Source organism: Paracoccus sp. (in: a-proteobacteria) (assembly GCF_030604785.1).
In the GTDB taxonomy this organism is placed as follows: domain Bacteria; phylum Pseudomonadota; class Alphaproteobacteria; order Rhodobacterales; family Rhodobacteraceae; genus Paracoccus.
Window position 1 is genome coordinate 37,031 of sequence record NZ_JAUVVF010000016.1, and the last position, 22,298, is coordinate 59,328.

Sequence of the window (22,298 nt, forward strand, 5' to 3'; positions counted from 1 at the left end):
CGCCATCTTGTCGCCGCCCACGGGCGCGCCTAGATGGGGGCCATGCGCATCCCGATCCTGTCCCGCCTGTTCGTCAAGCCGCTGCGTATCGCGGTGATCCGCCTGTCCGGCACCATTGGCGGCGCGGGCCGTGGCGGAGGGCTGAACGACGCCGCCCTGGCCCCCGTGATCGAGCGCGCCTTCCGCCGCGGCAAGCCCGCCGCCGTGGCGCTGGCGATCAATTCGCCCGGCGGCTCGCCGGTGCAATCCTCGCTGATCGCCGCCCGCATCCGGCGTCTGGCGGACGAGACCGAGACGCCCGTCCACGCCTTTGTCGAGGATGTCGCGGCTTCGGGCGGCTACTGGCTGGCCTGCGCGGCCGACCGGATCTGGGCGGACGACAGCTCGATCCTGGGCTCGATCGGGGTGATCTCGGCCGGGTTCGGCTTTCACGAGCTGATCGACAAATGGGGGATCGAACGGCGCGTCCACACGGCAGGGCGCTCGAAATCGACGCTGGACCCGTTCCGCCCGCAGAACCCCGAGGATGTCGCACGGCTGCACGCGATCCTCGAGCCCATCCACCAGGCCTTCAAGGATCACGTCACCGCACGGCGCGGCGCCCGTCTGGCCGAGGGGCGCGACCTCTTCACCGGCGAGTTCTGGGCGGGCCGCCAATCGGTCGAGCTTGGGCTGGCCGACGGCATCGCCCATCTGGTGCCCAAGATGCGCGCCCTTTACGGCGACAAGGCCCGTTTCGAGGTGCACGGCCTGCGCCGCCCGCTGTTCCGCCGCCTCGGCCTGTCGGCCGAGACGCTGATCGACGCGGCCGAGGACCGACTGGCCTTTCAGCGGTTCGGCGCCCGCGGATGAGCATTCGCGTCGTTCTGATCTTCTTGCTGGTCATGGTGGTCATGGCCGTCTGGCGCGGTCCCGCCTTTCGCAGGGCCCTTGCGCGTTATCTGGGAATCCGTCGTGATCGTTGACGTCCTGTTTGTGGTGGCGGGGCTTGCCCTGCTGGTGTTCGGTGGCGACATGCTGGTGAAGGGGGCGGTGAACCTGTCGCTGCGCCTTGGCATCACGCCGCTGGTGGTGGGGCTGACCGTGGTGGCCTTCGGCACCTCGGCGCCCGAGATGATCGTCTCGCTGTCCGCCGCGTGGCGCGGGGCGACCGATCTGGCGCTTGGCAATGTGGTGGGGTCGAACATCGCCAATGTGCTGGTGATCCTTGGCGCGGCGGCGATCTTCTCGCCCATCGTGACGCGCGGCCATGACCTGCGCGAAAGCTGGGCGATGATGATGGCGGCTTCCGTGCTGCTGATCGGGCTGTCCTATTTCGGATCGCTGGGGCGGATCGACGGCATGGTGCTGCTGGCGGTGCTGGCGCTGATCATCTGGCGCCAGCTGTCCACCGCCCGGCCCGAGGACGTGGACGAGATCGAGGGCGCGGCCCTCGGCGCCCGCTGGCCGCAGATCCTGACCTGGCTCGCGCTTGGGCTTGTCCTGCTGCCGGTCGGGGCCGATCTGCTGGTGCGCGGCGCCACCGACATCGCCCGCGCCTTCGGCGTCACCGAGGTCGTGATCGGCCTGACGCTGGTCGCCATCGGCACCTCGCTGCCGGAACTGGCGGCCTCGGTCGCGGCGGCCTTGCGGGGGCGGTCGGACATGGCCCTTGGCAATGTGGTCGGCTCGAACATCTTCAACATCCTGTCGATCCTGGGCGTCACGGCGCTGGTCGCGCCGCTGCCCATCCCGCCAGAGCTGATGCGTTTCGACCTGTGGGTGATGCTTGCCAGTTCGGCCCTGCTGGCGCCCTTCCTGTTCCGCGCCCTGCCCATCGGCCGGGTCACCGGCGCGCTGTTCCTGGCGGCCTATGCCGCCTATGCCTGGGTGCTGCTGTGAGCGTCGCGCTGATCACCGGAGGCGCCCGGCGGCTTGGCCGCGCCATGGCACTGTATCTGGCCGGGCGCGGCCATGACGTGGCGATCCACTATGCCGGATCAGAGGCCGAGGCCGAGCAGACCGCCGCCGAGGCCCGCGCGCTTGGCGTCGCCGCCGCCTGCTTTCAGGCCGACCTTCTGGATGCCGACGCCACCGCCGCCCTGCTGCCGCGGGTCGCGCAGGCCATGGGGCCGGTGGCGGTGCTGATCAACAACGCCTCGATCTTCGAATATGACAATATCCGCAGCGCCACGATGGAAAGCTGGGACCGGCACTTCGGGTCGAACCTGCGCGCGCCCTTCCAGTTGCTGCAGGCGCTGGCCGCGCAGGCCCCCGCCCCTCTGTCCGACGAGAACGGAGAGCCTCAGGCGCAGGCTCTGGCCATCAACATGGTCGATCAGCGCGTGCTGAAGCCGACGCCCGAATTCATGACCTATTCGCTGGCCAAGGCCGGGCTGTGGTCGCTGACCCGCACCGCCGCGCAGGCGCTGGCGCCCGCCATCCGGGTGAACGCCATCGGGCCCGGCCCGACCATGCAGGGCGCCCGTCAGAGCGCGCAGCACTTCGCCCGCCAGCGCGCCGCCACGATCCTCAATCGCGGCGCGGATGCCGAGGGGATCACCCAGGCGCTTGGCTATTTCCTGGACGCCCGGGCGGTGACGGGGCAGCTGATCTGCGTGGATGGCGGGCAGCATCTGGGCTGGCGGACGCCTGACGTCTTGGGGCCGGAATAGGGCGACCACCATATCTTGTCCCCCGGCCCTAAGGGCGCCCCAAGACCCTTCACGATGTCGCGGATTCTGCTGGATTTTCCGCGGCCACCGTCCGATAGAAAATAAAAATCCAGCAAAATCAACGCCCTTGATAATTGCCTTAAATTTGGGCATGTTCACGAAACCTTAACGATTGCTGGCCGGGCCGGGTCTGCCTCACAGGCCACCCACAGAATTATCCACAGATTCCGTGGACAGGTTCTGCCTTGCATCCTTCATCCGAAACTTGCAGCGACGCCCCAGAATCACTTTCTTTGAGCCATGACACAGAAAACCGGCCACGCGCTGATCCAGGACTATCTTCGGACGCTCGACAGCAGCCCCGGCGTCTACCGGATGCTGGATGCCCAGCAGGCGGTCCTGTATGTCGGCAAGGCGCGCGATCTCAAGGCGCGGGTGTCGAACTATGCACGCCCTTCGGGCCATTCCGCGCGGATCGCGCGGATGATCCGCGAGACGGCCAGCATGATGTTCCTGACCACGCGCACCGAGACCGAGGCCCTGCTGCTGGAGCAGAACCTCATCAAGCAGCTGAAGCCGCGCTACAACGTGCTTCTGCGCGACGACAAGAGCTTCCCGAACATCTTGGTGGCCAAGTCCCACGCCTTCGCCCAGATCAAGAAGCATCGCGGCGCCAAATCGGAAAAGGGCGACTATTACGGACCCTTTGCCAGCGCCGGCGCGGTGAACCGCACGCTGACCCAGTTGCAGCGCGTGTTCCTGCTGCGGAACTGCACCGACAGCACATTCGAAAGCCGCACCCGGCCCTGCCTGCTGTTCCAGATCAAGCGCTGCAGCGCCCCCTGCACGGGCCGGATCAGCCATCAGGATTACGCCGCCCTGGTCGAGGATGCCGAACGGTTCCTGCAGGGCAAGACGACCTCGATCCAGGCGGATCTGGCGCGAGAGATGGCAGCCGCCGCCGAGGCGATGGAATATGAACGCGCCGCCGCGCTGCGCGACCGCATCAAGGCGCTGACCGCAGTGCAATCGGTGCAGGCGATCAACCCCAAGGGCGTGGCCGAGGCCGACATCGTGGCGCTGCACATGGAAAGCGGGCAGGCCTGCGTCCAGGTCTTCTTCATCCGCGGCAACCAGAGCTGGGGCAACCGTGACTTCTACCCCCGGCTCGGCGGGGCCGAGAGCCCGGACGAGGTGATGCAGGCCTTCCTGATGCAATTCTACGATGACAAGCCGCCGCCCCGGCAGGTGCTGCTGTCGCATCCACCCGAAGACCCGGACCTGACCGGTGCCGTCCTTTCCGAACGTGCCGGGCGCAAGGTGGAATTGCTGGTCCCGCAGCGCGGCGAAAAGAGCGATCTGGTCACGAACGCCCTGCGCAATGCGCGCGAAAGTCTTGGCCGGCGCATGTCGGAAAGCGCGACGCAGCTGCGCCTGCTGGAGGGGCTGGCCGAGGCCTTCGACCTGCCCGCGCCCCCGCGCCGGATCGAGGTCTATGACAACAGCCACATCATGGGCACGAACGCCGTCGGCGGCATGATCGTGGCCGGGCCCGAGGGCTGGATGAAGAACCAGTACCGCAAGTTCAACATCAAGGGGACCGAGATCACGCCGGGCGACGATTTCGGCATGATGAAGGAGGTGCTGACGCGGCGCTTCCAGCGGCTGCTCAAGGACGATCCGGACCGGCAGACCGAGGCCTGGCCCGACCTGCTGCTGATCGACGGGGGCGCGGGGCAGGTCGGCGCGGTCCACGAGATCATGGCCGAGCTGGGCGTCGAGGACATCCCGATGATCGGCGTCGCCAAGGGCGAGGACCGCGACCACGGCAAGGAGGAATTCCACCGCCACGGCCAGCGCCCCTTCGCACTGCGGATGAACGACCCGGTCCTGTATTTCGTGCAGCGCCTGCGCGACGAGGCGCATCGTTGGGCCATCGGTACCCACCGCGCCCGCCGCGCCAAGGCGGCGATGGCGAACCCCCTGGACGAGATCGCGGGGATCGGCGCGGCCCGCAAGCGCGCGCTTCTCGCCCATTTCGGCAGCGCCAAGGCGGTCAGCCGGGCGGGGCTTGCCGACCTGCTGGCGGTCGACGGGATCTCGGCCGCGATGGCGCAGAAGGTGCATGACCATTTCAACGCCCGAGACTGAACGCGCCCGAACGAGGGCGCCGGGGGCCAGCCCCCGGACCCCCGGGATATTTGGACAACGAAGAAGGGCTTTTCGCCACGGCCCCTTTCCAAGAGCCGCGGCAGGGACTAGCTTGCCGCCATGCGCTGGACATTGCCCAATATCCTGACCCTGATGCGGCTGTTGGCGGCGCCCGGCGTGCCGCTGATGTTCCTGTATTTTCATCGCCCCTGGGCGGATTGGGCGGCGCTGGCGCTGTTCCTGCTGGCGGCGATCACCGACTGGTTCGACGGTTATCTTGCCCGGGCCTGGAACCAGGAAAGCCGGTTCGGCGCGGCGATGGACCCGATCGCGGACAAGGCGATGGTCGTGATCGCGCTGGTCGTGATCACCGGCTATTCCGGCATGAACCCATGGCTGATCCTGCCGGTGACGGTGATCCTGTTCCGCGAGGTCTTCGTCTCGGGCCTGCGCGAATATCTGGGCGACCGCTCGCGCAGCCTGAAGGTCACGAGCCTGGCGAAGTGGAAGACCACATTCCAGATGGTGGCCATCGCGGTCCTGTTCCTGGGGACCGGTCTGACCTATGTCGAACATGGCCGCCCGCCCCGCGTGGGCGAGGCCGGGCTGGTCTGGTCGGGCAGCTGGGCCGCGCTGGCGACCCATGCCGGGCTGGCGCTGATCTGGCTGGCCGCGCTGCTGACCGCGATCACCGGCTGGGATTACTTCCGCAAGGCCCTGCCGCATCTGAAGGAGCAGCGTCATGGCGGTTGAGGTCCTGTATTTCGCCTGGGTGCGCGAGCGGGTCGGCCTGCCACGCGAGACGGTCGAGACCGGGGCTGCCACCATGCGCGACCTGCTGGCCGAACTGGCCTTGCGCTCTGCCGGTCATGCGGCGGCGCTTGGCGATCACGCGGCCCTGCGCTGCGCGATCGACCAGCAGCTGGCCGGGCTTGATGCGCCCTTGGTCGGGGCGCGCGAGGTCGCGATCTTTCCGCCGATGACGGGCGGCTGATGGCCGCGCGGGTCCAAGCAGAGCCTTTCGATCCGGCGCGCGAGCTGGCTGCGTTGGGCGAAGGCGCGGGCGCCGTGGTCAGCTTCACCGGGATCGTGCGCGATGACGGCGATCTGGCCGCCCTGGAGATCGAGCATTATCCCGGCATGACCGAGGCCGCCCTGGCCGAGTACGGCCAAGGCGCCGCCGCGCGGTTCGCCCTGACGGGCTGGCGCATCGTGCATCGCCATGGCCGCCTGCAGGTGGGCGAGCCGATCATGATGGTCGCCACCGCTGCCCTGCATCGCCGCGCGGCCTTTGACGCCGCCGATTACCTGATGGACTGGCTCAAGTCGCGCGCGCCCTTCTGGAAGCGCGAGATCCGGCGCGATGGCTCGTCCGCCTGGGTCGAGGCCCGGGCCGAGGACGAGGCCTCGCTGGCGCGATGGTAGCCCGGCCCTCTGCCGCCCCCTGGCGGCCATGATCCGCCCCGAAATCCGCCGCTGGCTTGGTCTGCATGCCGAGGTTCTGGCCTTTGCCGGCGTCGCTCTGGCCGGGGCGTGGCTGGCCTTTCGCGGCGGCTGGATCCTGCTGGCGCTTGGCGGGGTCGTGGCCCTGTCGGGGGCGGTGCTGCTGCTGGGCGCGCTGCGGCGGCTGGCCTTTCGCCGGGTCGTGGCCGCGCAGGGTCTGGTCGAGGTCGTCGAAGGCGCGATCCGCTATTTCGGCGCCGAATCCGTCGGCGCCGAACTGGCCCTGCGCGATCTGGCCGAGATCCGGCTGATCCGCGTGCAGGGCCGCGCCTGCTGGCGCCTGCGCAGCCTTGGCGGAGAGGCCCTGCTGATCCCGGTCGAGGCTGCCGGGGCCGAGGCGCTGGCCGATGCCTTCACCGCGGTGCCGGGGCTGGATCTAGGCCGCGTCTCGCAGGCGCTGCGGGCGGTGGCGGACGGGGATGCGACCATGCGCGCCGTTTGGATGAGACGTGGCTGAGGCGGGTTGACTTGGCCGGGCGCGCTTGCCACCTGTGATCGACCGAGGGACAAGAAAAGGCCAGACCCCCCATGTCAATTCCCCAGCAGGGCGGCGGCCCGATCGAGCATCGTGACCAGCTTGCCGCCTATATCGCCGGCGGCGAGAAACCCAAGGCGGATTGGCGCATCGGGACGGAGCACGAGAAATTCGGCTATGACATCGCCACGCTGAAGCCGCTGCCCTATGAGGGGCCGGTCTCGATCACGGCGATGCTGACGGGGCTGCGCGACCGCTTCGGCTGGTCACCGGTGCTGGAGGCCGGAAACCTGATCGGGCTGGAGCGGAACGGCGCCAATGTCAGCCTGGAACCCGGCGGGCAGCTGGAACTGTCCGGTGCGCCTCTGGAGACGATCCACCAGACCTGCGACGAGGTGAACAGCCACCTGGCCGAGGTCGAGGCCGTGGCGCGCGATATCGGCGCGGGCTTCATCGGGCTGGGCGCGGCGCCGATCTGGTCGCAGGACGAGATGCCGATGATGCCCAAGGGGCGCTACCGGCTGATGACCGATTACATGGGCCGGGTCGGCACGCTTGGCACCCAGATGATGTATCGCACCTGCACCGTCCAGGTGAACCTGGATTTTGCCAGCGAAGCGGACATGGTGCAGAAGCTGCGCGTCGCGCTGGCCCTGCAGCCGGTGGCGACGGCGCTGTTCGCGAACTCGCCCTTTCTCGACGGCAAGCCGAACGGGATGAAGTCCTGGCGGGCCCATATCTGGCAGAACCTGGATGCGGCGCGGACCGGGATGCTGCCCTTCGTCTTCGACGAGGGCTTCGGCTACGAGGCCTGGGTGGATTACGTCCTCGATGTGCCGATGTATTTCGTCTATCGCGACGGGAAGTATATCGACGCGCTCGGCCAGAGCTTCCGCGATTTTCTGGAGGGCCGTCTGCCTGCCCTGCCGGGCGAGGTGCCGACCCTGTCGGACTGGGCGGACCACATGACCACCGTCTTCCCCGAGGCGCGGGTGAAGAAATACATCGAGATGCGCGGCGCGGATGGCGGGCCGTGGCGGCGTCTTTGCGCGCTGCCTGCGCTGTGGGTCGGGCTGACCTATGATCAGGGCGCGTTGGATGCGGCCTGGGATCTGGTCAAGGGCTGGGATGCGCAAACGCGCGACGCGCTGCGCGTCGCGGCGGGCCGGGACGGGTTGCAGGCCGAGGTCGGCGGCATCCGCATGCATGATCTGGCGCGCGAGGTTCTGGCCATCGCCGAGGCCGGGCTGAAGGCGCGGGCGCGTCCGGGGCAGGGCGGGCTGGTGCCGGACGAGACCCATTTCCTCAGCGCGCTGAAGGAAAGCGTCGATACCGGACTCGTTCCGGCCGACGACCTGCTGGCGCATTATCACGGCGACTGGGCGGGCGATCTGACACGGATCTACGGCGCCTACAGCTACTGAAGGCGGGTTGCGTCCCGCGACGGCGGCGGGACGCCGTCCCCCCGCACCCCCCTGCCCGCGCGAGGGCCCAGGCGTGGCACGGCTGCCGCGCGCACGCGACTGTGAGCAGCGTCCGGCTTGATCCTGCGGGCCGGTGCTGGCACCTCGGAGAAAAGAACCAATGCCGGGGCAGAGCGATGCGGGGTGATGTGATGCGGTGGATCGGCTGGCTTGTGGCCGCTGTCTTCGGGCTGGGCGTCATCGCCTTGATCGGGGCCGTCGTCATGCTGGTGCGGGCGGCCGAGGGCGTGCCGCCCCTGCCGGTCTTCGTGGGCCTGATGGGGCTGGTCGTGCTGATCCTGCTGGCCGGGGCCTGCCTTGCGCTGATCTCGATCGCGGTGTCGCTGCGGCAGGGGATTGCCATGCCTGTCGCGGCGAAGGCGCCCGCGCAGCCTGCCGCGCCGCGGGCCAAGATCGCGCGGGACGAGCCGGTCGAGGACGAGGCCGAGCCCGAGACTCCGGCGCGGCCCGTCCGCACGGGCCGGGTTCTGGTCGCGACGCGCTAGCGTTTCCTGCCGGCGCCAATCCGGGGCTCGGACCCGTCCAGAAGGCGGGCGATGTTGGCCTTGTGCCGCACGAAGATCAGGATCGCCATGAAGGCGGCCGCCGCCGCGATGTCGGTGCGGCCCATGCCCCAGGCAAAGACCGGCGCCAGCGCGGCCGCCAGCAATGCGCTGAGGCTGCTGATGCGGCTGATCGCGGCGGTGGCCGCCCAGGTCGCGCAGGCGATCAGGCCAAGCGGCCAGTTCAGCGCGATCAGCGTGCCGAGAAAGGTCGCCACGCCCTTGCCCCCGCGAAAGCGCAGCCAGACGGGATAGCAATGGCCCAGAAATGCCGCCGCGCCAGCGACCAGAGCGGCGCTTTCGCCGCCGAAATGGCGCGCCAGCAGGACCGCGATGGCGCCCTTGCCGGAATCCAGCAGCAGCGTGGCCAAGGCGGCGGGCTTGTTCCCCGTCCGCAGCACGTTGGTCGCGCCGATATTGCCCGACCCGATCTGGCGCAGATCGCCCAGCCCAAGCGCGCGGGCGATGACCAGCCCGAAGGGGACCGATCCGAGAAGATAGCCGAAAAGGGCCCAGAGGATCATGCATGCTCTCCGAAAACGGGATGTCCGGCGACCCAGCTTCCCAGCACGCGGCCCTGCATCCGCGCGCCGTCAAAGGGGGTGTTCTTCGATTTCGACAGCAGCGCGAAGCGGTCCAGCACGAAGGGCGCGTCGGGATCGAACAGGATCAGGTCCGCCGGTGCGCCATCCGACAGGCGGCCCGCCGGCAGGCCCAGCCTGCGCGCAGGGTTCAGCGCCATCGCGCGGAAAAGCTGCGGCAGGCTCAGTCCGCCCTGATGGTAGAGCCGCAGCGCCGCGGGCAGCAGCGTCTGCAGCCCGACCGCGCCGGGGGCCGCGGCCTCGAAGGGCAGGCGCTTTGATTCCTCGTCCTGCGGGGTGTGGAAGCTGGCGATCACGTCGATCAGCCCGTCCGCGACCGCCTGGACCATGGCCTGCCGGTCATCCTCGGACCGCAGGGGCGGGGTGAAGCGGAAGAAGGTGCGGTAGTCGCCCACGTCGAACTCGTTCAACGTCAGGTGATGGATCGAGATCCCCGCCGTCACGTCCAGCCCCGCCTCGCGGGCGCGCAGCAGCGCGGGCAGGGCGGCGGCGCAGGTGATCTGGTCGGCATGGTATCGGCCGCGCGTCATGGCGACCAGCGCCAGATCGCGGTCGAGGCCCATCACTTCGGCCATGGGCGAGACGGCGGGGATCCCGTAGAGCGAGGCGAACTTGCCAGAGGTCGCCGCCGCGCCATGCGACAGGCTGGGTTCCTGCGGGTGCCCCATGATCAGCGCGTCGAGGCCGCGCGCGTAGGTCATGCAGCGGCCCAGCAGTTTCGCGTCGCGCACCACGCGCACGCCGTCGGTGAAGGCCACGGCGCCCAGATCGGTCAGAAAGCCGATCTCGGTCATCTCGCGCCCCTCGCGGCCCTTGGTCAGGGCGGCCATTTGGCGGATGTTCACCGGCGCGTCACTGGCGCGGCGGGCGACGAATTCCAGCGCCTCGGGCGTGTCGATGGGGGGCGTGGTGTCGGGGCGCGCGATGATCGTGGTGACGCCGCCCGCTGCCGCCGCGCGGCCCGCGCTGCGAAAGCTTTCCTTGTGGCGTTCGCCCGGCTCTCCGATCTTGACGCCCCAGTCGATCAGGCCCGGCGCCAGCGCGCGGGCGCGGCAGTCGATGACGGTGGCGCCTTCGGGGGCGGGCTCCTCGGGTGCGCCGCGTCCGGCGATCAGGCCATCGGTCACGCGCAGGCTGCCCAGATCCTCGGTCCGGGCCTCGGGGTCGATCAGGCGTGCATTGCGGAAGATCAGGTCCATCAGGCCTCTCCGGCGGCGGCGCGGCCGCGTTCGGCGCGCAGGTTGCGGGCCAGCAGGTCCAGCGCGGCCATGCGGACGGCGACGCCCATCTCGACCTGATCCTGGATCACGCTGCGATTGATGTCGTCGGCGATGGTGCCGTCGATCTCGACCCCGCGGTTCATCGGGCCGGGATGCATGACGATCGCATCCGGCGCGGCCAAGGCCAGCTTTTCGGCATCCAGCCCGAAGCGGTGGAAGTATTCGCGCTCGGACGGGATAAAGCCGCCATCCATGCGTTCCTTCTGAAGGCGCAGCATCATCACGACATCGGCGCCCTTCAGGCCCTCGCGCATGTCCTCGTAAAGCTCGACCCCCATCTCGGAGGCGCCCGAGGGCATCAGGGTGGCCGGGCCGATCAGGCGGATGCGGTTCTCCATCTTCCCCAGAAGGATCAGGTTCGACCGGGCCACCCGGCTATGGGCGATGTCGCCGCAGATGGCGATGGTCAGCCGGTGCAGCCGCCCCTTGGCGCGACGGATCGTCAGCGCGTCCAGCAGCGCCTGCGTCGGATGCTCGTGCCGCCCGTCGCCCGCGTTGATGACCGCGCAGTTGACCTTTTCCGCCAGCAGGTTCACGGCGCCGGAATGGGGATGGCGCACGACCAGCAGATCGGGCTGCATCGCGTTCAGCGTCAGCGCCGTGTCGATCAGCGTCTCGCCCTTCTTCACCGACGACTGCGCGACGGCCATGTTCATCACGTCGGCCCCGAGCCGCTTGCCGGCCAGTTCGAAACTGGCCTGTGTGCGGGTCGAGTTCTCGAAGAACATGTTGATCTGCGTCATGCCCGCCAGCGCATCGGCATGTTTCACGGTGCGGCGGTTCAGGGCGACGTAATCCCCCGCCAGATCGAGAAGCGTCGTGATCTCGTCAGGCTTGAGATGGTCGATGCCCAGCAGATGGCGGGCGCGAAAGCTCATGGCGGCCTCTTGCGTCAGGGGTCGCGCGATCTATCGCAGATGGGGTGCAGGGCGGCAAGCGGGGCATCGTGGCCTGCCCGCCCGCATCGGGCAGGATATTGCACGACGTGCAATTGTCCCTCTTGCCCGGTTCAAGGGCACAGGATATGGGCGGGGGATGACAAAAAGCCGCTATCGTCCCCATGTCCTTGCGACCCTGTCGTTGGGTCTGCCGCTGATCGGCAGCCATCTGGCGCGCATGGCCATCGGCGTGGGCGACACGGTGATGATCGGCTGGTACGGGGTCGAGCCTCTGGCGGCGCTGGTCATCGCCACCTCGTTCTTTCACATCCTGTTCTTTCTGGGCATGGGGTTCGGCACCGGCGTGATGGGCGTGATCGCCGCCCATGTCGCCGCCGGCCGCGAGACCGAGGTGCGCCGTGGCGCCCGCATGGCGCTGTGGCTGTCGGCGGGCTTCGCCGCGCTGGCCATGCCGCTGATGTGGTGGTCCGAGCCGATCCTGCTGGCGCTTGGACAGACGCCAGTCGTCTCGGCCCTGTCGCAGGATTACCTGCGGATCGCGGGCTGGGGGCTGGCGCTGATCCTGTGGCAGGTGACGCTGGCCTCGTATCTGGCGGCGCTGGAGCGCACGCAGGTCGTGATGTGGGTCACGCTGGCGGGGCTGCCGCTGAACCTGTTTTTGAACTGGGTGCTGATCTTCGGCAATCTGGGCGCGCCCGAACTGGGCGTTCGGGGGGCCGCCATCGCGAGCGTCATCGTTCAGGCGACGCAGCTTGTGCTGCTGATCGCCTATGCGCGCTGGCTGCCCAAGGCGCGGCGCTATCACCTGTTCCAGCGCTTCTGGCGGCCCGACTGGCAGGCGATGGGGCAGGTCGCGCGGATCGGCTGGCCCATCGGGCTGACCATGGTGGCCGAGGGCGGGCTGTTCGTCGCCTCGAACATCATGATGGGCTGGATCGGCACGGCCGAACTGGCCGCGCACGGGATCGCGCTGCAGATCACCTCGATCACCTTCATGGCGCATCTGGGCCTGTCGAACGCGGCCACGGTGCGCGTGGGTCAGGCGATGGGGCGCGGCGACCGGGCCTGGATGCGGGACGCGGCGCTGACCGTGGTCGGCCTGTCGCTGATGTTCGCGGCTCTGGCCATCGCCATCTATCTGCTTTTCGCCGAGCCTCTGGTCAGGCTGTATCTGGACCCGACCGATCCTCAGGCGGGCGCCATCGTGGCGCTTGGCGCGATGCTGCTGATGTATGCGGCGCTGTTCCAGCTGACCGATGCTTTCCAGGTGATCGCGCTCGGCTTTCTGCGCGGGGTGCAGGACACGCAGGTGCCGATGTGGATCGCGGGCTTCAGCTACTGGGTCGTCGGCATGCCCGCCGCCTGGGCGCTGGCCTTTCCGCTTGGCCTTGGCCCGGCTGGCCTGTGGCTCGGGCTCTGCGTCGGGCTGAGCGTTGCGGCGGTCCTTCTGATGCGGCGCTTCTGGCGCGGCCATGCGCGCGGGGACTGGACCGCCCCCGCCGCGCCGGTCTAACCTGCCGCCGCCAACAGGAGGTCTCATGCGCGCCGTCTTCGTCCAGTTCCGCTGCGAGCCCGGCAAGACCTATCAGGTCGCCGAAGCCATCTATGACCGCGAGGTGGTCAGCGAGCTTTTCTCGACCTCGGGCGATTACGACCTGATCGCCAAGGTCTACATCCCCGAGGACGAGGATGTCGGCCGCTACCTCTCGGACCGGCTGTTCGATATTCCCCATATCAGCCGGACCCTGACCACGATGACCTTCCGCGCCTTCTGATGCGGTTCGCGCCCCTGCCTGCGGGCCTGCCCGCCACCGTTCCGTTTGTCGGACCCGAGACGCTGGAACGCCAGCGCGGCGCACCCTTCGCCGCCCGCCTCGGCGCGAACGAAAGCGCGTTCGGCCCCAGTCCGCTGGCCGCGCGCGCCATGCGCGAGGCGGTGGGCCAGATCTGGAAATACGGTGACGCGACCAGCTTCGATCTGATCCAGGCACTGGCCGCCCATCACCGCGTCACGCCCGCCAACATCCTGGTGGGCGAGGGGATCGACGGGCTTCTGGGCAATCTGGTCCGGCTGATGATCGCGCCAGGCGATGCCGTCGTGACCTCGGACGGGGCCTATCCGACCTTCAACTATCACGTCGCGGGCTTCGGGGGCGTCCTGCACAAGGTCCCCTACCGCAATGATGCCGAAGACCCTGGGGCCCTGCTGGACCGCGCCCATGCGGCCGGCGCAAGGCTGATCTATCTGGCCAATCCCGACAATCCGATGGGCAGCTGGCACCACGGCGCCGTGATCGAGGCGATGCTCGACCGCCTGCCCCCCGATTGCCTGCTGGTGCTGGATCAGGCCTATGCCGAATTCGCGCCGGCCTCGGCCATGCCCGACATCGCCGCCGATGATCCGCGCGTGATCCGCATGCGGACCTTCTCCAAGGGTTACGGGCTGGCCGGGGCGCGGATCGGCTATGCGCTCGGCGCGCCGGACCTGATCGCGGGCTTCGACCGCATCCGCAACCATTTCGGCGTGAACCGGATCGCGCAGGCGGGGGCGCTGGCCGCTCTGGCCGATCAGGGTTGGCTTGCCCATGTCGTGGCCGAGGTCGCAGCCGCCCGCGACCGGATCGCGGCCATCGGCGCGGCGAACGGCCTGACCGCGCTGCCATCGGCGACCAATTTCGTGGCGCTGGACACGCATCGCGACGGCGGCTTTGCCCGCGCCCTGATCGCCGCGCTGGCAGAGCAGGGCGTCTTTGCCCGGATGCCCGGTGTCGCGCCGCTGGACCGCTGCATCCGCATCAGCGCCGCCCCGCCGCACGAGCTCGACGTCCTCGAGGACGCGCTGCCCCGCGCGCTGCGGGCGCTCAGTCGCGCATGAAGCGGCGCCGCGCCTCCTCGGCGATGGCCTGACGCATCTGCAGCCGCGCGATCTCGGCCAGAAGGGCCGCGCGCTCGGCCCCCTCGGGCAGCCCGGCAAGACGCGCCTGCGCGGCCTGGACCTGCTTCTTCAGCACGATCTCCTCGGGCAGAACGCCCGCCTGCGCCATGATCCGGAAACCCGCGGCGGTCGCATCCGTCTCGACCGGCCGCGCGGGCAGGGGCCGCCCCTCGCCCTCGAGCCCCGAAAGCTTGCCCTCGGCGCGGGCCTTCAGCATCATCCTCTCGGCGATCCGCTCCAGCCAGCCCAAGGGCGCCTCCTCCGCGTTTCTCCGTTGCCGAAATACCCATGACCCGGCCGCCCCCCGGGCAGGCCGGGCCGCAGGCTCACATCGCCGCCAGCTGCACCAGCGCCGCCTCCAGTCGGGCGATGTCGTCCTCCAGCGCGGCCAGCTTCTCGCGCGTCTCCTCGATCACCTCGGCCTCGGCGTTCTCGACGAATTTCGGGTTCGACAGGCGCCTCTGCAAGCCCTCGGCGTCCTTGCGCGACTTCTGCACGGCCTTCTGCAGCCGCGCCGTCTCGGCCGCCGCGTCGATCACGTCGCCGATGGGCAGCGCGAAGGACGCCCCCTGGACCGAGACCGCGATCATCCCCCGCCCCGCCGCGCCGTCCGCCGGCGCGTTGACGCGCGCCAGCCGCTCGATCAGCGGGCCGTTCGCGGCCAAGGCCGCGCGGGCGGCCTCGTCCGCCTCGGTCACGATCAGGTCCAGCTTCGCGCCCGCCGGCACGCCCATCTGCGCGCGGGCCGAGCGTACGCCCTCGATCAGCGCGATGACCCAGTTCATCTGCCGGTCGGCCTCGGCGTCGATCAGCTCCGCGCCCAGTTCCGGCCAGTCGCCGTGGACCAGCATCCGGTCGCGCTCGGCGGTCAGCGCCCACAGCTCCTCGGTGACGAACGGCATGATCGGGTGCAGCATGGCGAAGCACTGGTCCAGCACCCAGCCCATCGTGGCGCGCGTCTCCTCGGCGTGCTCGCCGTCGAACAGTGGCTTGGCGAATTCCACGTACCAGTCGCAGACCTTGCCCCAGACGAAGGCATAGAGCCCCGTCGCCGCGTCGTTGAAGCGGTACGAGGCCAGCGCCTCGTCGGTCGCCATCAGGATGCGGGCGGTCTCGCCGATGATCCAGCGGTTCACGGTGTGCGCGGGCTGCGGGCGGGCCCCCCCGCCGCGCACGCCGTTCATCTCGGCAAATCGGGTGGCGTTCCAGATCTTGGTGACGAAGTTGCGGTTCACCTCGACATGCTTGGGCCCCAGCTTGGGATCGCGCCCCATCGCCGCCATGCTGGTCAGCGTGAAGCGCAGCGCATCCGCGCCATAGGCGTCGACCAGCGTCAGCGGGTCGATCACGTTGCCCTTGGACTTGGACATCTTCGCGCCCTTCTCGTCGCGCACCAGCCCGTGGACATAGACCGTGCGGAAGGGCACGTCGCCCACGACCTCGAGCTGCATCATCATCATCCGGGCGACCCAGAAGAAGATGATGTCGAAGCCGGTGACCAGCACGTCGGTCGGGAAGTACTTCTTCAGCGCCTCGGTCGGCTCGGGCCAGCCGAGCGTGCCGATGGGCCAGAGGCCGCTGCTGAACCAGGTGTCCAGAACGTCCGGATCGCGCGTCAGGGTGCGGCCCGGCGCCATGGCCTGCGCCTCGGCCTCGGTGGGCGCGCAATACTGGTTGCCGTCCTCATCGTACCAGACCGGGATCTGGTGGCCCCACCAGAGCTGGCGGCTGATGGTCCAGGGCTCGATGTTCTCGAGCCAGTTGAAATAGACCTTGCGGTGCTGCTCGGGCAGGATCTGGGTGCGGCCGTCGCGGACGGCCTCCAGCGCGGGGCCGACGATGCGGGCCGTGTCCACGAACCACTGGTCGGTCAGCATCGGCTCGATCACCACGCCCGAGCGGTCGCCGAAGGGCTGCATGATGGGCTTGGCCTCGATCATCGGGCGGCGCTCGAGATGCTCGGCGCCGGTCTCGGGCTCGATCTCCTTGTGCAGGTAGGTCACGGCCAAGCCCTCGGCGGTGATCTCGTCCACCACGCGACGGCGCGCCTCCAGCCGGTCGAGGCCGCGCAGGTCCTCGGGGACGAGGTTCACGGCCGCGACGTCGCCCACATCCTCGCCCTGCGCCGCGCGCGTCGCGATCGCGGCGCTTTCGGCATAGGAGAGGCCGTCCGCGCGCATCCGCGCCTTGCCGTCCATCAGCGTGTAGAGCGGGATGCCGTTGCGCATCGCCACACCGTAATCGTTGAAGTCGTGCGCGCCGGTGATCTTGACCGCGCCCGAGCCGAAATCGGGGTCGGGGTATTCGTCGGTGATGATCGGGATCAGGCGGCGGTGTTCCTTGGGGCCGACCGGGATCTCGACCAGCTTGCCGACGATGGGCGCATAGCGCGCGTCCGAGGGATGGACCGCCACCGCGCCGTCGCCCAGCATCGTCTCGGGCCGGGTCGTGGCGATGCTGATGTAGTCGCGGGTCTCGCGCAGGGTGACGTTGCCGTCCGCGTCGCGTTCGACATATTCATAGGTCTCGCCGCCGGCGAGCGGATACTTGAAGTGCCACATGTGGCCGGGAACCTCGCGGTTCTCGACCTCGAGATCGCTGATCGCGGTCTCGAAATGCGGGTCCCAGTTCACCAGCCGCTTGCCGCGATAGATGATGCCCTTGTTGTAGAGGTCCACGAAGACCCGGATCACCGCGTCGTGGAAGTTGCCCTCCTCGCCCGCGGGGGCGCCGGGTGCGCCGGACATGGTGAAGGCGTTGCGCGACCAGTCACAGGACGCGCCGAGGCGCTTGAGCTGGTTGATGATCGTGCCGCCGGATTCGCGCTTCCAGTCCCAGATCTTGGCGGTGAAGGCCTCGCGCCCGATCTCGCGGCGGCCCGGTTCCTGCCGCTCGGCCATGCGCCGCTCGACCACCATCTGGGTGGCGATGCCGGCATGGTCCTGGCCGGGCTGCCAGAGCGTGTCGAAGCCGCGCATCCGGTGCCAGCGGACCAGGATGTCCTGCAGCGTGTTGTTCAGCGCGTGGCCGATATGCAGGCTGCCGGTGACGTTGGGCGGCGGGATCATCACGGTGAAGGTCTCGGACCGCCGGGCATTGGCGCCGGCGGCGAAGGCGTTCCGGCGTTCCCATTCGGCGCTGATCCGGGCCTCGGCGGCCGCCGCGTCAAAGCTCTTGTCCATCGTCATCGCGAAATCCCCATCTGTTGCAGCGGGATTAGCGAAACCGGCGGAAAAGGCCAAGCGCCTGTTGCGTCGGCGCCCGGTCCTTCAGCTTTCGTCCACCAGCGGAGAGAACCCGCCCCAGAACATCCGCATCCCGTCAAAGGGCATGTCGGTCATGCGGAAGGATTCGGTGTCCTCCATGATCCGCGCCCAGGCGGCATCGGCGGTCTGCCGGTCGGGCCATTCGATCCACGAGAACATCGGCACCTCGCCCTCGCGCGCATTGGTGGCGCGGTAGAAATCCGTGTTCTCGCCATGTGGGACATCCTCGCCCCAGCATTCGACCATCCTGAGCGCGCCGAGGCGCTTGAACATGGGCCAGCTTGCCGTGGCGTGGTCGGCATAGGCCTGCTTGTTTTCCGCAGGGACGGGCAGCACGAAGCCGGTGTAATAGGTCATGGTCGCCTCCTCTGGTTGTGGGGCGATGGTCGGCCCCCCGGGCCGGGATGGCAACCCGATAGATGTTAGCCGCCCCTCAGGGCGCGCGGTCCAGCTTGGACGACAGGTGGATCAGGCTTTCCGACGACCGCACGCCGTCGATCGCGCCGATCCGGTCCAGCGTGTCGTCAAGCTCGGCCGTCGAGGCCGTGGCCAGTTGCAGCAGCAGATCGACGCGCCCGCTGGTCGTGTGGATGCGCTCGATCTGGGGCATGACCTTCAGACGCGACAGGATGCCGGGCAGGCTGCGCGGCTCGATCCCCAACAGGACGGTGGCGCGGATGCGGCCGGTGCGCGCGGCCTCGCCCAGACGCAGCGTGTAGCCCGCAATGGTGCCGTTGGCCTCCAGCCGTTCCAGCCGGGCCTGAAGGGTGGATCGCGCGACGCGCAGCTTGCGGGCCAGAACCGCCACCGACATGCGGGCATCGGTCGAGAGTTGTGCGATGATGGCGCGGTCCAGATCGTCCAAAAGGGGCAGCCTTCGTCAGAATGACATGAATCCTGGCATATTATCTTGTCGGACGCGCAAATCTATCCTTTTCATCGGTGAAATCGAAACCCATACGCGCCATTCTGGGTTTTTACCCGACCCTGCCACCCTTGCGCGCGAAAGGAACTGCCATGGGACAGCACAAGACCGTCTGGGACAATCCCGCCGACATCGTCCGGCACCTCGCGCCCGAACATCCGCTGATGGTCTTTGCCCCGACCGTGCTGCAGGACCGCGCGCGCCAGTTTCTTGAGGGATTTCCGGGGCTTGTCACCTATGCGGTGAAGTCCAACCCCGAAGAGGCCGTGATCCAGAACCTGGTCGCTGCGGGCATCCGTGGCTTTGACGTGGCATCGCCCTTCGAGATCGATCTGATCGGCCGCCTCGCACCCCGCGCCGCGCGCCATTACCACAACCCCGTCCGCTCGCGCGCCGAGATCGCGCATGGCGTGGCGGCGGGCATCCGCGCCTGGTCGGTGGACAGCCTGTCGGAACTGGACAAGCTGTTCGAGCAGGTTCCCCTGACCGTCGAGGGCGAGGGGGTCGAGATCTCGCCCCGCTTCAAGCTGCCGGTTCTGGGGGCGGCCTATGATTTCGGCTCGAAGTTCGGCGCCTCGCCGGAACTGGCCGCCGAGATCCTGCGCCGCGTGGCCGAGCGGGGTTATGTCGCGTCGCTGACCTTCCATCCGGGCACGCAATGCACCGACCCGATCGCGTGGGAAAGCTATATCCGCGTCGCGCGCGAAATCTGCGACATGGCCGGCTTGCAGGCGCGGCGCCTGAATGTCGGAGGGGGCTTTCCCTCGCACCGGGTCATCGGGGTCGAGCCCGACCTGGAGGCGATCTTCCGCGAGATAGGCGAGACCGCGGCCGAGATGTTCGGCGCCGACGCGCCCGAACTGGTCTGCGAGCCGGGCCGTGGTCTGGTCGCGGATGCGTTCTCGCTGATCACGCGGGTCAAGGGCGTGCGCGACGGTGCGCATGTCTTCCTGAATGACGGGACCTATGGCGGGCTGGCCGAACTGCCGATCATCGGCAATATCGACCGGATCGAGGTTCTGGACCCGTCGGGTCGTCCCCGTCAGGGCGAGCGCAGCGGGCGCGTGATCTTTGGCCCGACCTGCGATTCGGTCGACCGTCTGCCCGGTGAACTGAGCCTGCCCGAAGACGTGGCCGAGGGCGATTTCGTCATCTTCCACGGCGCGGGCGCCTATTCGACCGTGACGAATACGCGGTTCAACGGGTTCGGGCTGATGGGACACGCCACGGTCATGCGTCTGGACTAGGACGTATTCCTTTGCGCTAAGGGTTCGCTTACGGTCCTGTGCTAGGCTTTGCCCATGACCGTGAGCTTTCCGACCACCCATCTTGTGCTGATGGACGGCACCTTCGCCTCGCTTCTGGACGGGCAGCGCAGCTCGATCGGGCGCATCCATCGGCTGGTGACGGGCCAGCTGGGCCTGCCGCCCGCGCCGGGGCGGCTGCGCATCCATTACGGGATGGGCCAGCAATGGAACCGCTGGCGCACCCTGCCGGAACTGGCGGCGGGCCGCATCCTCGAAGCGCGCATCGCCGAGGCTTATGGCTGGCTGGCCTCGGGCTGGCGGCCGGGCCAGCCGATCTTCATGCTGGGCTATTCACGGGGCGCGTTTGCGCTGCGCAGCCTTGCGGGGATGATCGACCGGGTCGGCCTGCTCAGGCCCGAACACGCGACCGAACGCAACATCCGGCTGGCTTGGCATCTTTATCGCAATGGCGGCGCGGCGCAGGCAATGGCCGCCTTCCGGCGGCGCTGCCACGATGTCGCGCCGATCCGGATGCTGGGCTGCTTCGACACGGTGATGGCGCTCGGCCTGCGCCTGCCCCTGCTGTGGATGCTGTCCGAGCCGCGCTTTCGCTTTCACGACGCGCATCTGGGCCAGGGGATCGAACACGGCTTCCACGCCCTGGCGCTGGACGAGACGCGGGCGGCATTCGCGCCCCTGTTGTGGGATGACGACCATGCCGCCGGACGGATCGAGCAGGTCTGGTTTCGCGGTGCCCATCCCGATATCGGCGGCCAATTGTCAGGGTTCGAACCCGCGCGCCCCTTGGCGAACATCCCGCTGGTCTGGATGCTGGAACGGGCGCAGGCGCTTGGATTGCCGCTGCCGCCCGATTGGCAGGCGCTGTTTCCGGTCGATGCCACCGCGCCCCCGATCGGGTCGTGGCGGCGGTGGGGCAAGCTGTTTCTGGCCCGCGCCCCGCGCATGGTCGGGCGCTATTCGACCGAAAGCCTGCACGCGACGGTTCCGGTTCCCTATCCCGGCCCCGCGCTGCTGACGGGCGATCTGGCGCCCTCTGCCGACCGGACGCATCGCATCCTGCGCCGCAGGACGGCCCGCCCCGCCTGAGGCCGCTTCAGGCGACGGCTTCCAGCCCGCCCGCCGGGCGCACGCCAAGCGCGGCGCAGACATCGCGCGTCAGTTCGGGGCGGTTCAGCGTGTAGAAATGCAGCCTGTCCACCCCGCCCTCGATCAGCTTCTCGCACAGATCGACGCAAAGGCTGGTGGCCAGCGCGCGTTCGGCCTCGGGGCCGTCCAGCGCGGCCAGTTGGAAGGCCTGTTCCGCCCAGTCGGGGACGGTCGTGTTGCAGGTCGCGGCGAAACGCTTGGTCCCGGCCCAGCTTTGCACCGGCAGGATGCCCGGAATGATCGGCGCGTCGATCCCTGCGGCGACGCAGCGGTCGCGGAAGCGGAAGAACGTGTCCGGCTCAAAGAAGAACTGCGTGATCGCGCTGCTGGCGCCCGCATCGATCTTTCGCTTGAGCCAGGCGATGTCGGCATCCGATCCGGTGCTGTCGGGATGCGGCTCGGGATAGGCGCCGACGCGGATGGTCATGTCGCCGCGCGCGGCGATGGCCTCGATCAGCTCGATCGAATGGGCGAAGCCCTCGGGATGGGGGGTGAAGCGCTCGGCGCCCTTGGGCGCGTCGCCGCGCAGCGCGACGATCTCGCGGATGCCCGCATCGGCGTAGGATTGCACGATCTCCAGCGTTTCGGCGCGCGTGGCCTCGACGCAGGTCAGATGCGCCGCGACCTCCAGGCCGAACTGGCGGTTGATCGTGGTCACCGCCTCATGCGTCAGCTTGCGGGTCGTGCCGCCCGCGCCATAGGTGACCGACACGAAATCCGGCGCCAGCGGCGCCAGCGCGCGGGCGGTTTCCCACAGCTTGAACGATGCCTCCAGCGTCTTGGGCGGGAAGAACTCGAAGCTGATTCTGGGCGCGGACATGGCGGTTCCTTTCTGTTGGCGCCTCTTGTGCCACGCGGCGCGGCGTGAGACAAATTCATAATCCTCAAGATCAACCTGAGTTCCGCTCATCATGCATCTCGAATTACGGCATCTGCGCACCGTCCATGCGATCCACGAACAGGGCGGTCTGGCCCGCGCGGCCGAGCTGCTGAACATCACGCAGAGCGCGCTGTCCCATCAGGTCAAGGCGCTGGAGGAACAGGCCGGGGTCGAGCTGTTCGTCCGCCGCGCCAAGCCCATGCGGCTGTCGGCGGCGGGGATGCGCCTTCTGCGGCTGGCCGAGCAGGTGCTGCCCATGGTCGCCGCCACCGAGGCCGAGTTCAAGGG

Annotated in this window: 24 protein-coding genes; 16 read left to right on the forward strand and 8 right to left on the reverse strand. The window is 68.7% G+C overall.

Annotated elements, in window-relative coordinates:
• Positions 1-42: 42 nt before the first annotated feature.
• From QAR72_RS07245 to QAR72_RS07290, 10 genes are all read left to right on the forward strand, one after another.
• A complete protein-coding gene (locus QAR72_RS07245; RefSeq protein WP_304616697.1) occupies positions 43-852 on the forward strand; it encodes a S49 family peptidase in 810 nt (269 codons plus the stop codon).
• Between the two features lie 102 nt (positions 853-954).
• The gene (locus QAR72_RS07250; protein ID WP_304616698.1) at positions 955-1,881 is read left to right on the forward strand and encodes a calcium/sodium antiporter; all 927 of its coding nucleotides are present in this window, start codon (positions 955-957) and stop codon (positions 1,879-1,881) included.
• The gene (locus QAR72_RS07255) at positions 1,878-2,654 is read left to right on the forward strand and encodes an SDR family oxidoreductase (RefSeq protein WP_304616699.1); all 777 of its coding nucleotides are present in this window, start codon (positions 1,878-1,880) and stop codon (positions 2,652-2,654) included. The genes QAR72_RS07250 and QAR72_RS07255 overlap by 4 nt, the downstream gene beginning before the upstream one ends.
• A gap of 300 nt (positions 2,655-2,954) precedes the next feature.
• Positions 2,955-4,805: an excinuclease ABC subunit UvrC gene (gene uvrC, locus QAR72_RS07260; RefSeq protein ID WP_304616700.1), complete on the forward strand. Its 1,851-nt coding sequence runs from the start codon at positions 2,955-2,957 to the stop codon at positions 4,803-4,805.
• A gap of 120 nt (positions 4,806-4,925) precedes the next feature.
• Positions 4,926-5,558 (forward strand): CDP-diacylglycerol--glycerol-3-phosphate 3-phosphatidyltransferase, encoded by a 633-nt coding sequence (gene pgsA / locus QAR72_RS07265; protein WP_304616701.1) that lies wholly within the window; start codon positions 4,926-4,928, stop codon positions 5,556-5,558.
• Positions 5,548-5,799 (forward strand): MoaD/ThiS family protein, encoded by a 252-nt coding sequence (locus QAR72_RS07270; protein ID WP_304616702.1) that lies wholly within the window; start codon positions 5,548-5,550, stop codon positions 5,797-5,799. Before pgsA ends, QAR72_RS07270 begins: the two co-directional genes overlap by 11 nt.
• A complete protein-coding gene (locus tag QAR72_RS07275) occupies positions 5,799-6,230 on the forward strand; it encodes a molybdenum cofactor biosynthesis protein MoaE (protein WP_304616703.1) in 432 nt (143 codons plus the stop codon). Before QAR72_RS07270 ends, QAR72_RS07275 begins: the two co-directional genes overlap by 1 nt.
• A 28-nt stretch (positions 6,231-6,258) precedes the next feature.
• Positions 6,259-6,765, forward strand: a complete 507-nt coding sequence (locus tag QAR72_RS07280; protein ID WP_304616704.1) for a hypothetical protein — start codon at positions 6,259-6,261, stop codon at positions 6,763-6,765.
• 71 nt (positions 6,766-6,836) lie between these two features.
• Positions 6,837-8,207, forward strand: coding sequence for a glutamate--cysteine ligase (locus QAR72_RS07285; protein ID WP_304616705.1), 1,371 nt, complete (start codon positions 6,837-6,839; stop codon positions 8,205-8,207).
• A gap of 176 nt (positions 8,208-8,383) precedes the next feature.
• Positions 8,384-8,752: a hypothetical protein gene (locus QAR72_RS07290; RefSeq protein WP_304616706.1), complete on the forward strand. Its 369-nt coding sequence runs from the start codon at positions 8,384-8,386 to the stop codon at positions 8,750-8,752.
• On the opposite strand, the gene plsY is transcribed toward QAR72_RS07290, so the two are convergent.
• The 3 genes from plsY to QAR72_RS07305 are packed head-to-tail and all read right to left on the reverse strand — an operon-like array spanning position 8,749 to position 11,569.
• The gene (gene plsY / locus QAR72_RS07295) at positions 8,749-9,333 is read right to left on the reverse strand and encodes a glycerol-3-phosphate 1-O-acyltransferase PlsY (protein WP_304616707.1); all 585 of its coding nucleotides are present in this window, start codon (positions 9,331-9,333) and stop codon (positions 8,749-8,751) included. The genes QAR72_RS07290 and plsY overlap by 4 nt on opposite strands.
• Complete coding sequence (gene pyrC / locus QAR72_RS07300) at positions 9,330-10,610, reverse strand: dihydroorotase (RefSeq protein ID WP_304616708.1); 1,281 nt, start codon at positions 10,608-10,610, stop codon at positions 9,330-9,332. The genes plsY and pyrC overlap by 4 nt, the downstream gene beginning before the upstream one ends.
• Positions 10,610-11,569, reverse strand: coding sequence for an aspartate carbamoyltransferase catalytic subunit (locus QAR72_RS07305; protein ID WP_304616709.1), 960 nt, complete (start codon positions 11,567-11,569; stop codon positions 10,610-10,612). Before QAR72_RS07305 ends, pyrC begins: the two co-directional genes overlap by 1 nt.
• A 157-nt stretch (positions 11,570-11,726) precedes the next feature.
• On the opposite strand from QAR72_RS07305, the gene QAR72_RS07310 reads away from it, so the two are divergent.
• From QAR72_RS07310 to QAR72_RS07320, 3 genes are read left to right on the forward strand one after another with little or no spacing between them, the layout of a single operon-like run.
• Positions 11,727-13,103, forward strand: coding sequence for an MATE family efflux transporter (locus QAR72_RS07310; RefSeq protein WP_304616710.1), 1,377 nt, complete (start codon positions 11,727-11,729; stop codon positions 13,101-13,103).
• Positions 13,104-13,128: 25 nt separating this feature from the next.
• Complete coding sequence (locus QAR72_RS07315) at positions 13,129-13,365, forward strand: Lrp/AsnC ligand binding domain-containing protein (protein ID WP_304616711.1); 237 nt, start codon at positions 13,129-13,131, stop codon at positions 13,363-13,365.
• Complete coding sequence (locus QAR72_RS07320; RefSeq protein ID WP_304616712.1) at positions 13,365-14,465, forward strand: pyridoxal phosphate-dependent aminotransferase; 1,101 nt, start codon at positions 13,365-13,367, stop codon at positions 14,463-14,465. The genes QAR72_RS07315 and QAR72_RS07320 overlap by 1 nt, the downstream gene beginning before the upstream one ends.
• Here the strand turns inward: QAR72_RS07320 and QAR72_RS07325 are convergent.
• The 4 genes from QAR72_RS07325 to QAR72_RS07340 form a co-directional block, all read right to left on the reverse strand.
• Complete coding sequence (locus QAR72_RS07325; protein WP_304616713.1) at positions 14,452-14,775, reverse strand: DnaJ family domain-containing protein; 324 nt, start codon at positions 14,773-14,775, stop codon at positions 14,452-14,454. The genes QAR72_RS07320 and QAR72_RS07325 overlap by 14 nt on opposite strands.
• A gap of 76 nt (positions 14,776-14,851) precedes the next feature.
• Positions 14,852-17,713, reverse strand: a complete 2,862-nt coding sequence (locus QAR72_RS07330; protein WP_304616714.1) for a valine--tRNA ligase — start codon at positions 17,711-17,713, stop codon at positions 14,852-14,854.
• Positions 17,714-17,794: 81 nt separating this feature from the next.
• On the reverse strand, positions 17,795-18,148 hold the full coding sequence (locus QAR72_RS07335; RefSeq protein ID WP_304616715.1) for a DUF1428 domain-containing protein: 354 nt from the start codon (positions 18,146-18,148) through the stop codon (positions 17,795-17,797).
• A gap of 76 nt (positions 18,149-18,224) precedes the next feature.
• Positions 18,225-18,656 (reverse strand): Lrp/AsnC family transcriptional regulator, encoded by a 432-nt coding sequence (locus QAR72_RS07340; RefSeq protein WP_304616716.1) that lies wholly within the window; start codon positions 18,654-18,656, stop codon positions 18,225-18,227.
• A gap of 152 nt (positions 18,657-18,808) precedes the next feature.
• On the opposite strand from QAR72_RS07340, the gene QAR72_RS07345 reads away from it, so the two are divergent.
• Entirely contained in the window at positions 18,809-19,963 is a 1,155-nt protein-coding gene (locus QAR72_RS07345) for a type III PLP-dependent enzyme (protein WP_304616717.1), read from the forward strand.
• Positions 19,964-20,023: 60 nt separating this feature from the next.
• The gene (locus QAR72_RS07350) at positions 20,024-21,070 is read left to right on the forward strand and encodes a DUF2235 domain-containing protein (RefSeq protein ID WP_304616718.1); all 1,047 of its coding nucleotides are present in this window, start codon (positions 20,024-20,026) and stop codon (positions 21,068-21,070) included.
• A 7-nt stretch (positions 21,071-21,077) separates the two neighbouring features.
• On the opposite strand, the gene metF is transcribed toward QAR72_RS07350, so the two are convergent.
• The gene (metF, locus tag QAR72_RS07355) at positions 21,078-21,950 is read right to left on the reverse strand and encodes a methylenetetrahydrofolate reductase [NAD(P)H] (protein WP_304616719.1); all 873 of its coding nucleotides are present in this window, start codon (positions 21,948-21,950) and stop codon (positions 21,078-21,080) included.
• A 91-nt stretch (positions 21,951-22,041) separates the two neighbouring features.
• Between metF and QAR72_RS07360 the strand changes: the two genes are divergently transcribed.
• Positions 22,042-22,298 (forward strand): LysR family transcriptional regulator (locus QAR72_RS07360; RefSeq protein WP_304616720.1); only part of this gene is annotated, 257 nt, incomplete at its 3' end.

What these genes read in the sequence shown, in the direction of transcription:
- QAR72_RS07270 (WP_304616702.1), top strand. Translation starts at nt 5,548, where the DNA reads ATGGCGGTTGAGGTCCTGTATTTCGCCTGGGTGCGCGAGCGGGTCGGC.
- QAR72_RS07275 (WP_304616703.1), top strand. Translation starts at nt 5,799, where the DNA reads ATGGCCGCGCGGGTCCAAGCAGAGCCTTTCGATCCGGCGCGCGAGCTG.
- plsY (WP_304616707.1), bottom strand. Translation starts at nt 9,333, where the DNA reads ATGATCCTCTGGGCCCTTTTCGGCTATCTTCTCGGATCGGTCCCCTTC.
- QAR72_RS07320 (WP_304616712.1), top strand. Translation starts at nt 13,365, where the DNA reads ATGCGGTTCGCGCCCCTGCCTGCGGGCCTGCCCGCCACCGTTCCGTTT.
- QAR72_RS07315 (WP_304616711.1), top strand. Translation starts at nt 13,129, where the DNA reads ATGCGCGCCGTCTTCGTCCAGTTCCGCTGCGAGCCCGGCAAGACCTAT.
- pgsA (WP_304616701.1), top strand. Translation starts at nt 4,926, where the DNA reads ATGCGCTGGACATTGCCCAATATCCTGACCCTGATGCGGCTGTTGGCG.
- QAR72_RS07245 (WP_304616697.1), top strand. Translation starts at nt 43, where the DNA reads ATGCGCATCCCGATCCTGTCCCGCCTGTTCGTCAAGCCGCTGCGTATC.
- metF (WP_304616719.1), bottom strand. Translation starts at nt 21,950, where the DNA reads ATGTCCGCGCCCAGAATCAGCTTCGAGTTCTTCCCGCCCAAGACGCTG.
- QAR72_RS07335 (WP_304616715.1), bottom strand. Translation starts at nt 18,148, where the DNA reads ATGACCTATTACACCGGCTTCGTGCTGCCCGTCCCTGCGGAAAACAAG.
- QAR72_RS07285 (WP_304616705.1), top strand. Translation starts at nt 6,837, where the DNA reads ATGTCAATTCCCCAGCAGGGCGGCGGCCCGATCGAGCATCGTGACCAG.
- QAR72_RS07290 (WP_304616706.1), top strand. Translation starts at nt 8,384, where the DNA reads ATGCGGGGTGATGTGATGCGGTGGATCGGCTGGCTTGTGGCCGCTGTC.
- QAR72_RS07305 (WP_304616709.1), bottom strand. Translation starts at nt 11,569, where the DNA reads ATGAGCTTTCGCGCCCGCCATCTGCTGGGCATCGACCATCTCAAGCCT.
- QAR72_RS07280 (WP_304616704.1), top strand. Translation starts at nt 6,259, where the DNA reads ATGATCCGCCCCGAAATCCGCCGCTGGCTTGGTCTGCATGCCGAGGTT.
- pyrC (WP_304616708.1), bottom strand. Translation starts at nt 10,610, where the DNA reads ATGGACCTGATCTTCCGCAATGCACGCCTGATCGACCCCGAGGCCCGG.
- QAR72_RS07330 (WP_304616714.1), bottom strand. Translation starts at nt 17,713, where the DNA reads ATGACGATGGACAAGAGCTTTGACGCGGCGGCCGCCGAGGCCCGGATC.
- QAR72_RS07310 (WP_304616710.1), top strand. Translation starts at nt 11,727, where the DNA reads ATGACAAAAAGCCGCTATCGTCCCCATGTCCTTGCGACCCTGTCGTTG.
- uvrC (WP_304616700.1), top strand. Translation starts at nt 2,955, where the DNA reads ATGACACAGAAAACCGGCCACGCGCTGATCCAGGACTATCTTCGGACG.
- QAR72_RS07345 (WP_304616717.1), top strand. Translation starts at nt 18,809, where the DNA reads ATGGGACAGCACAAGACCGTCTGGGACAATCCCGCCGACATCGTCCGG.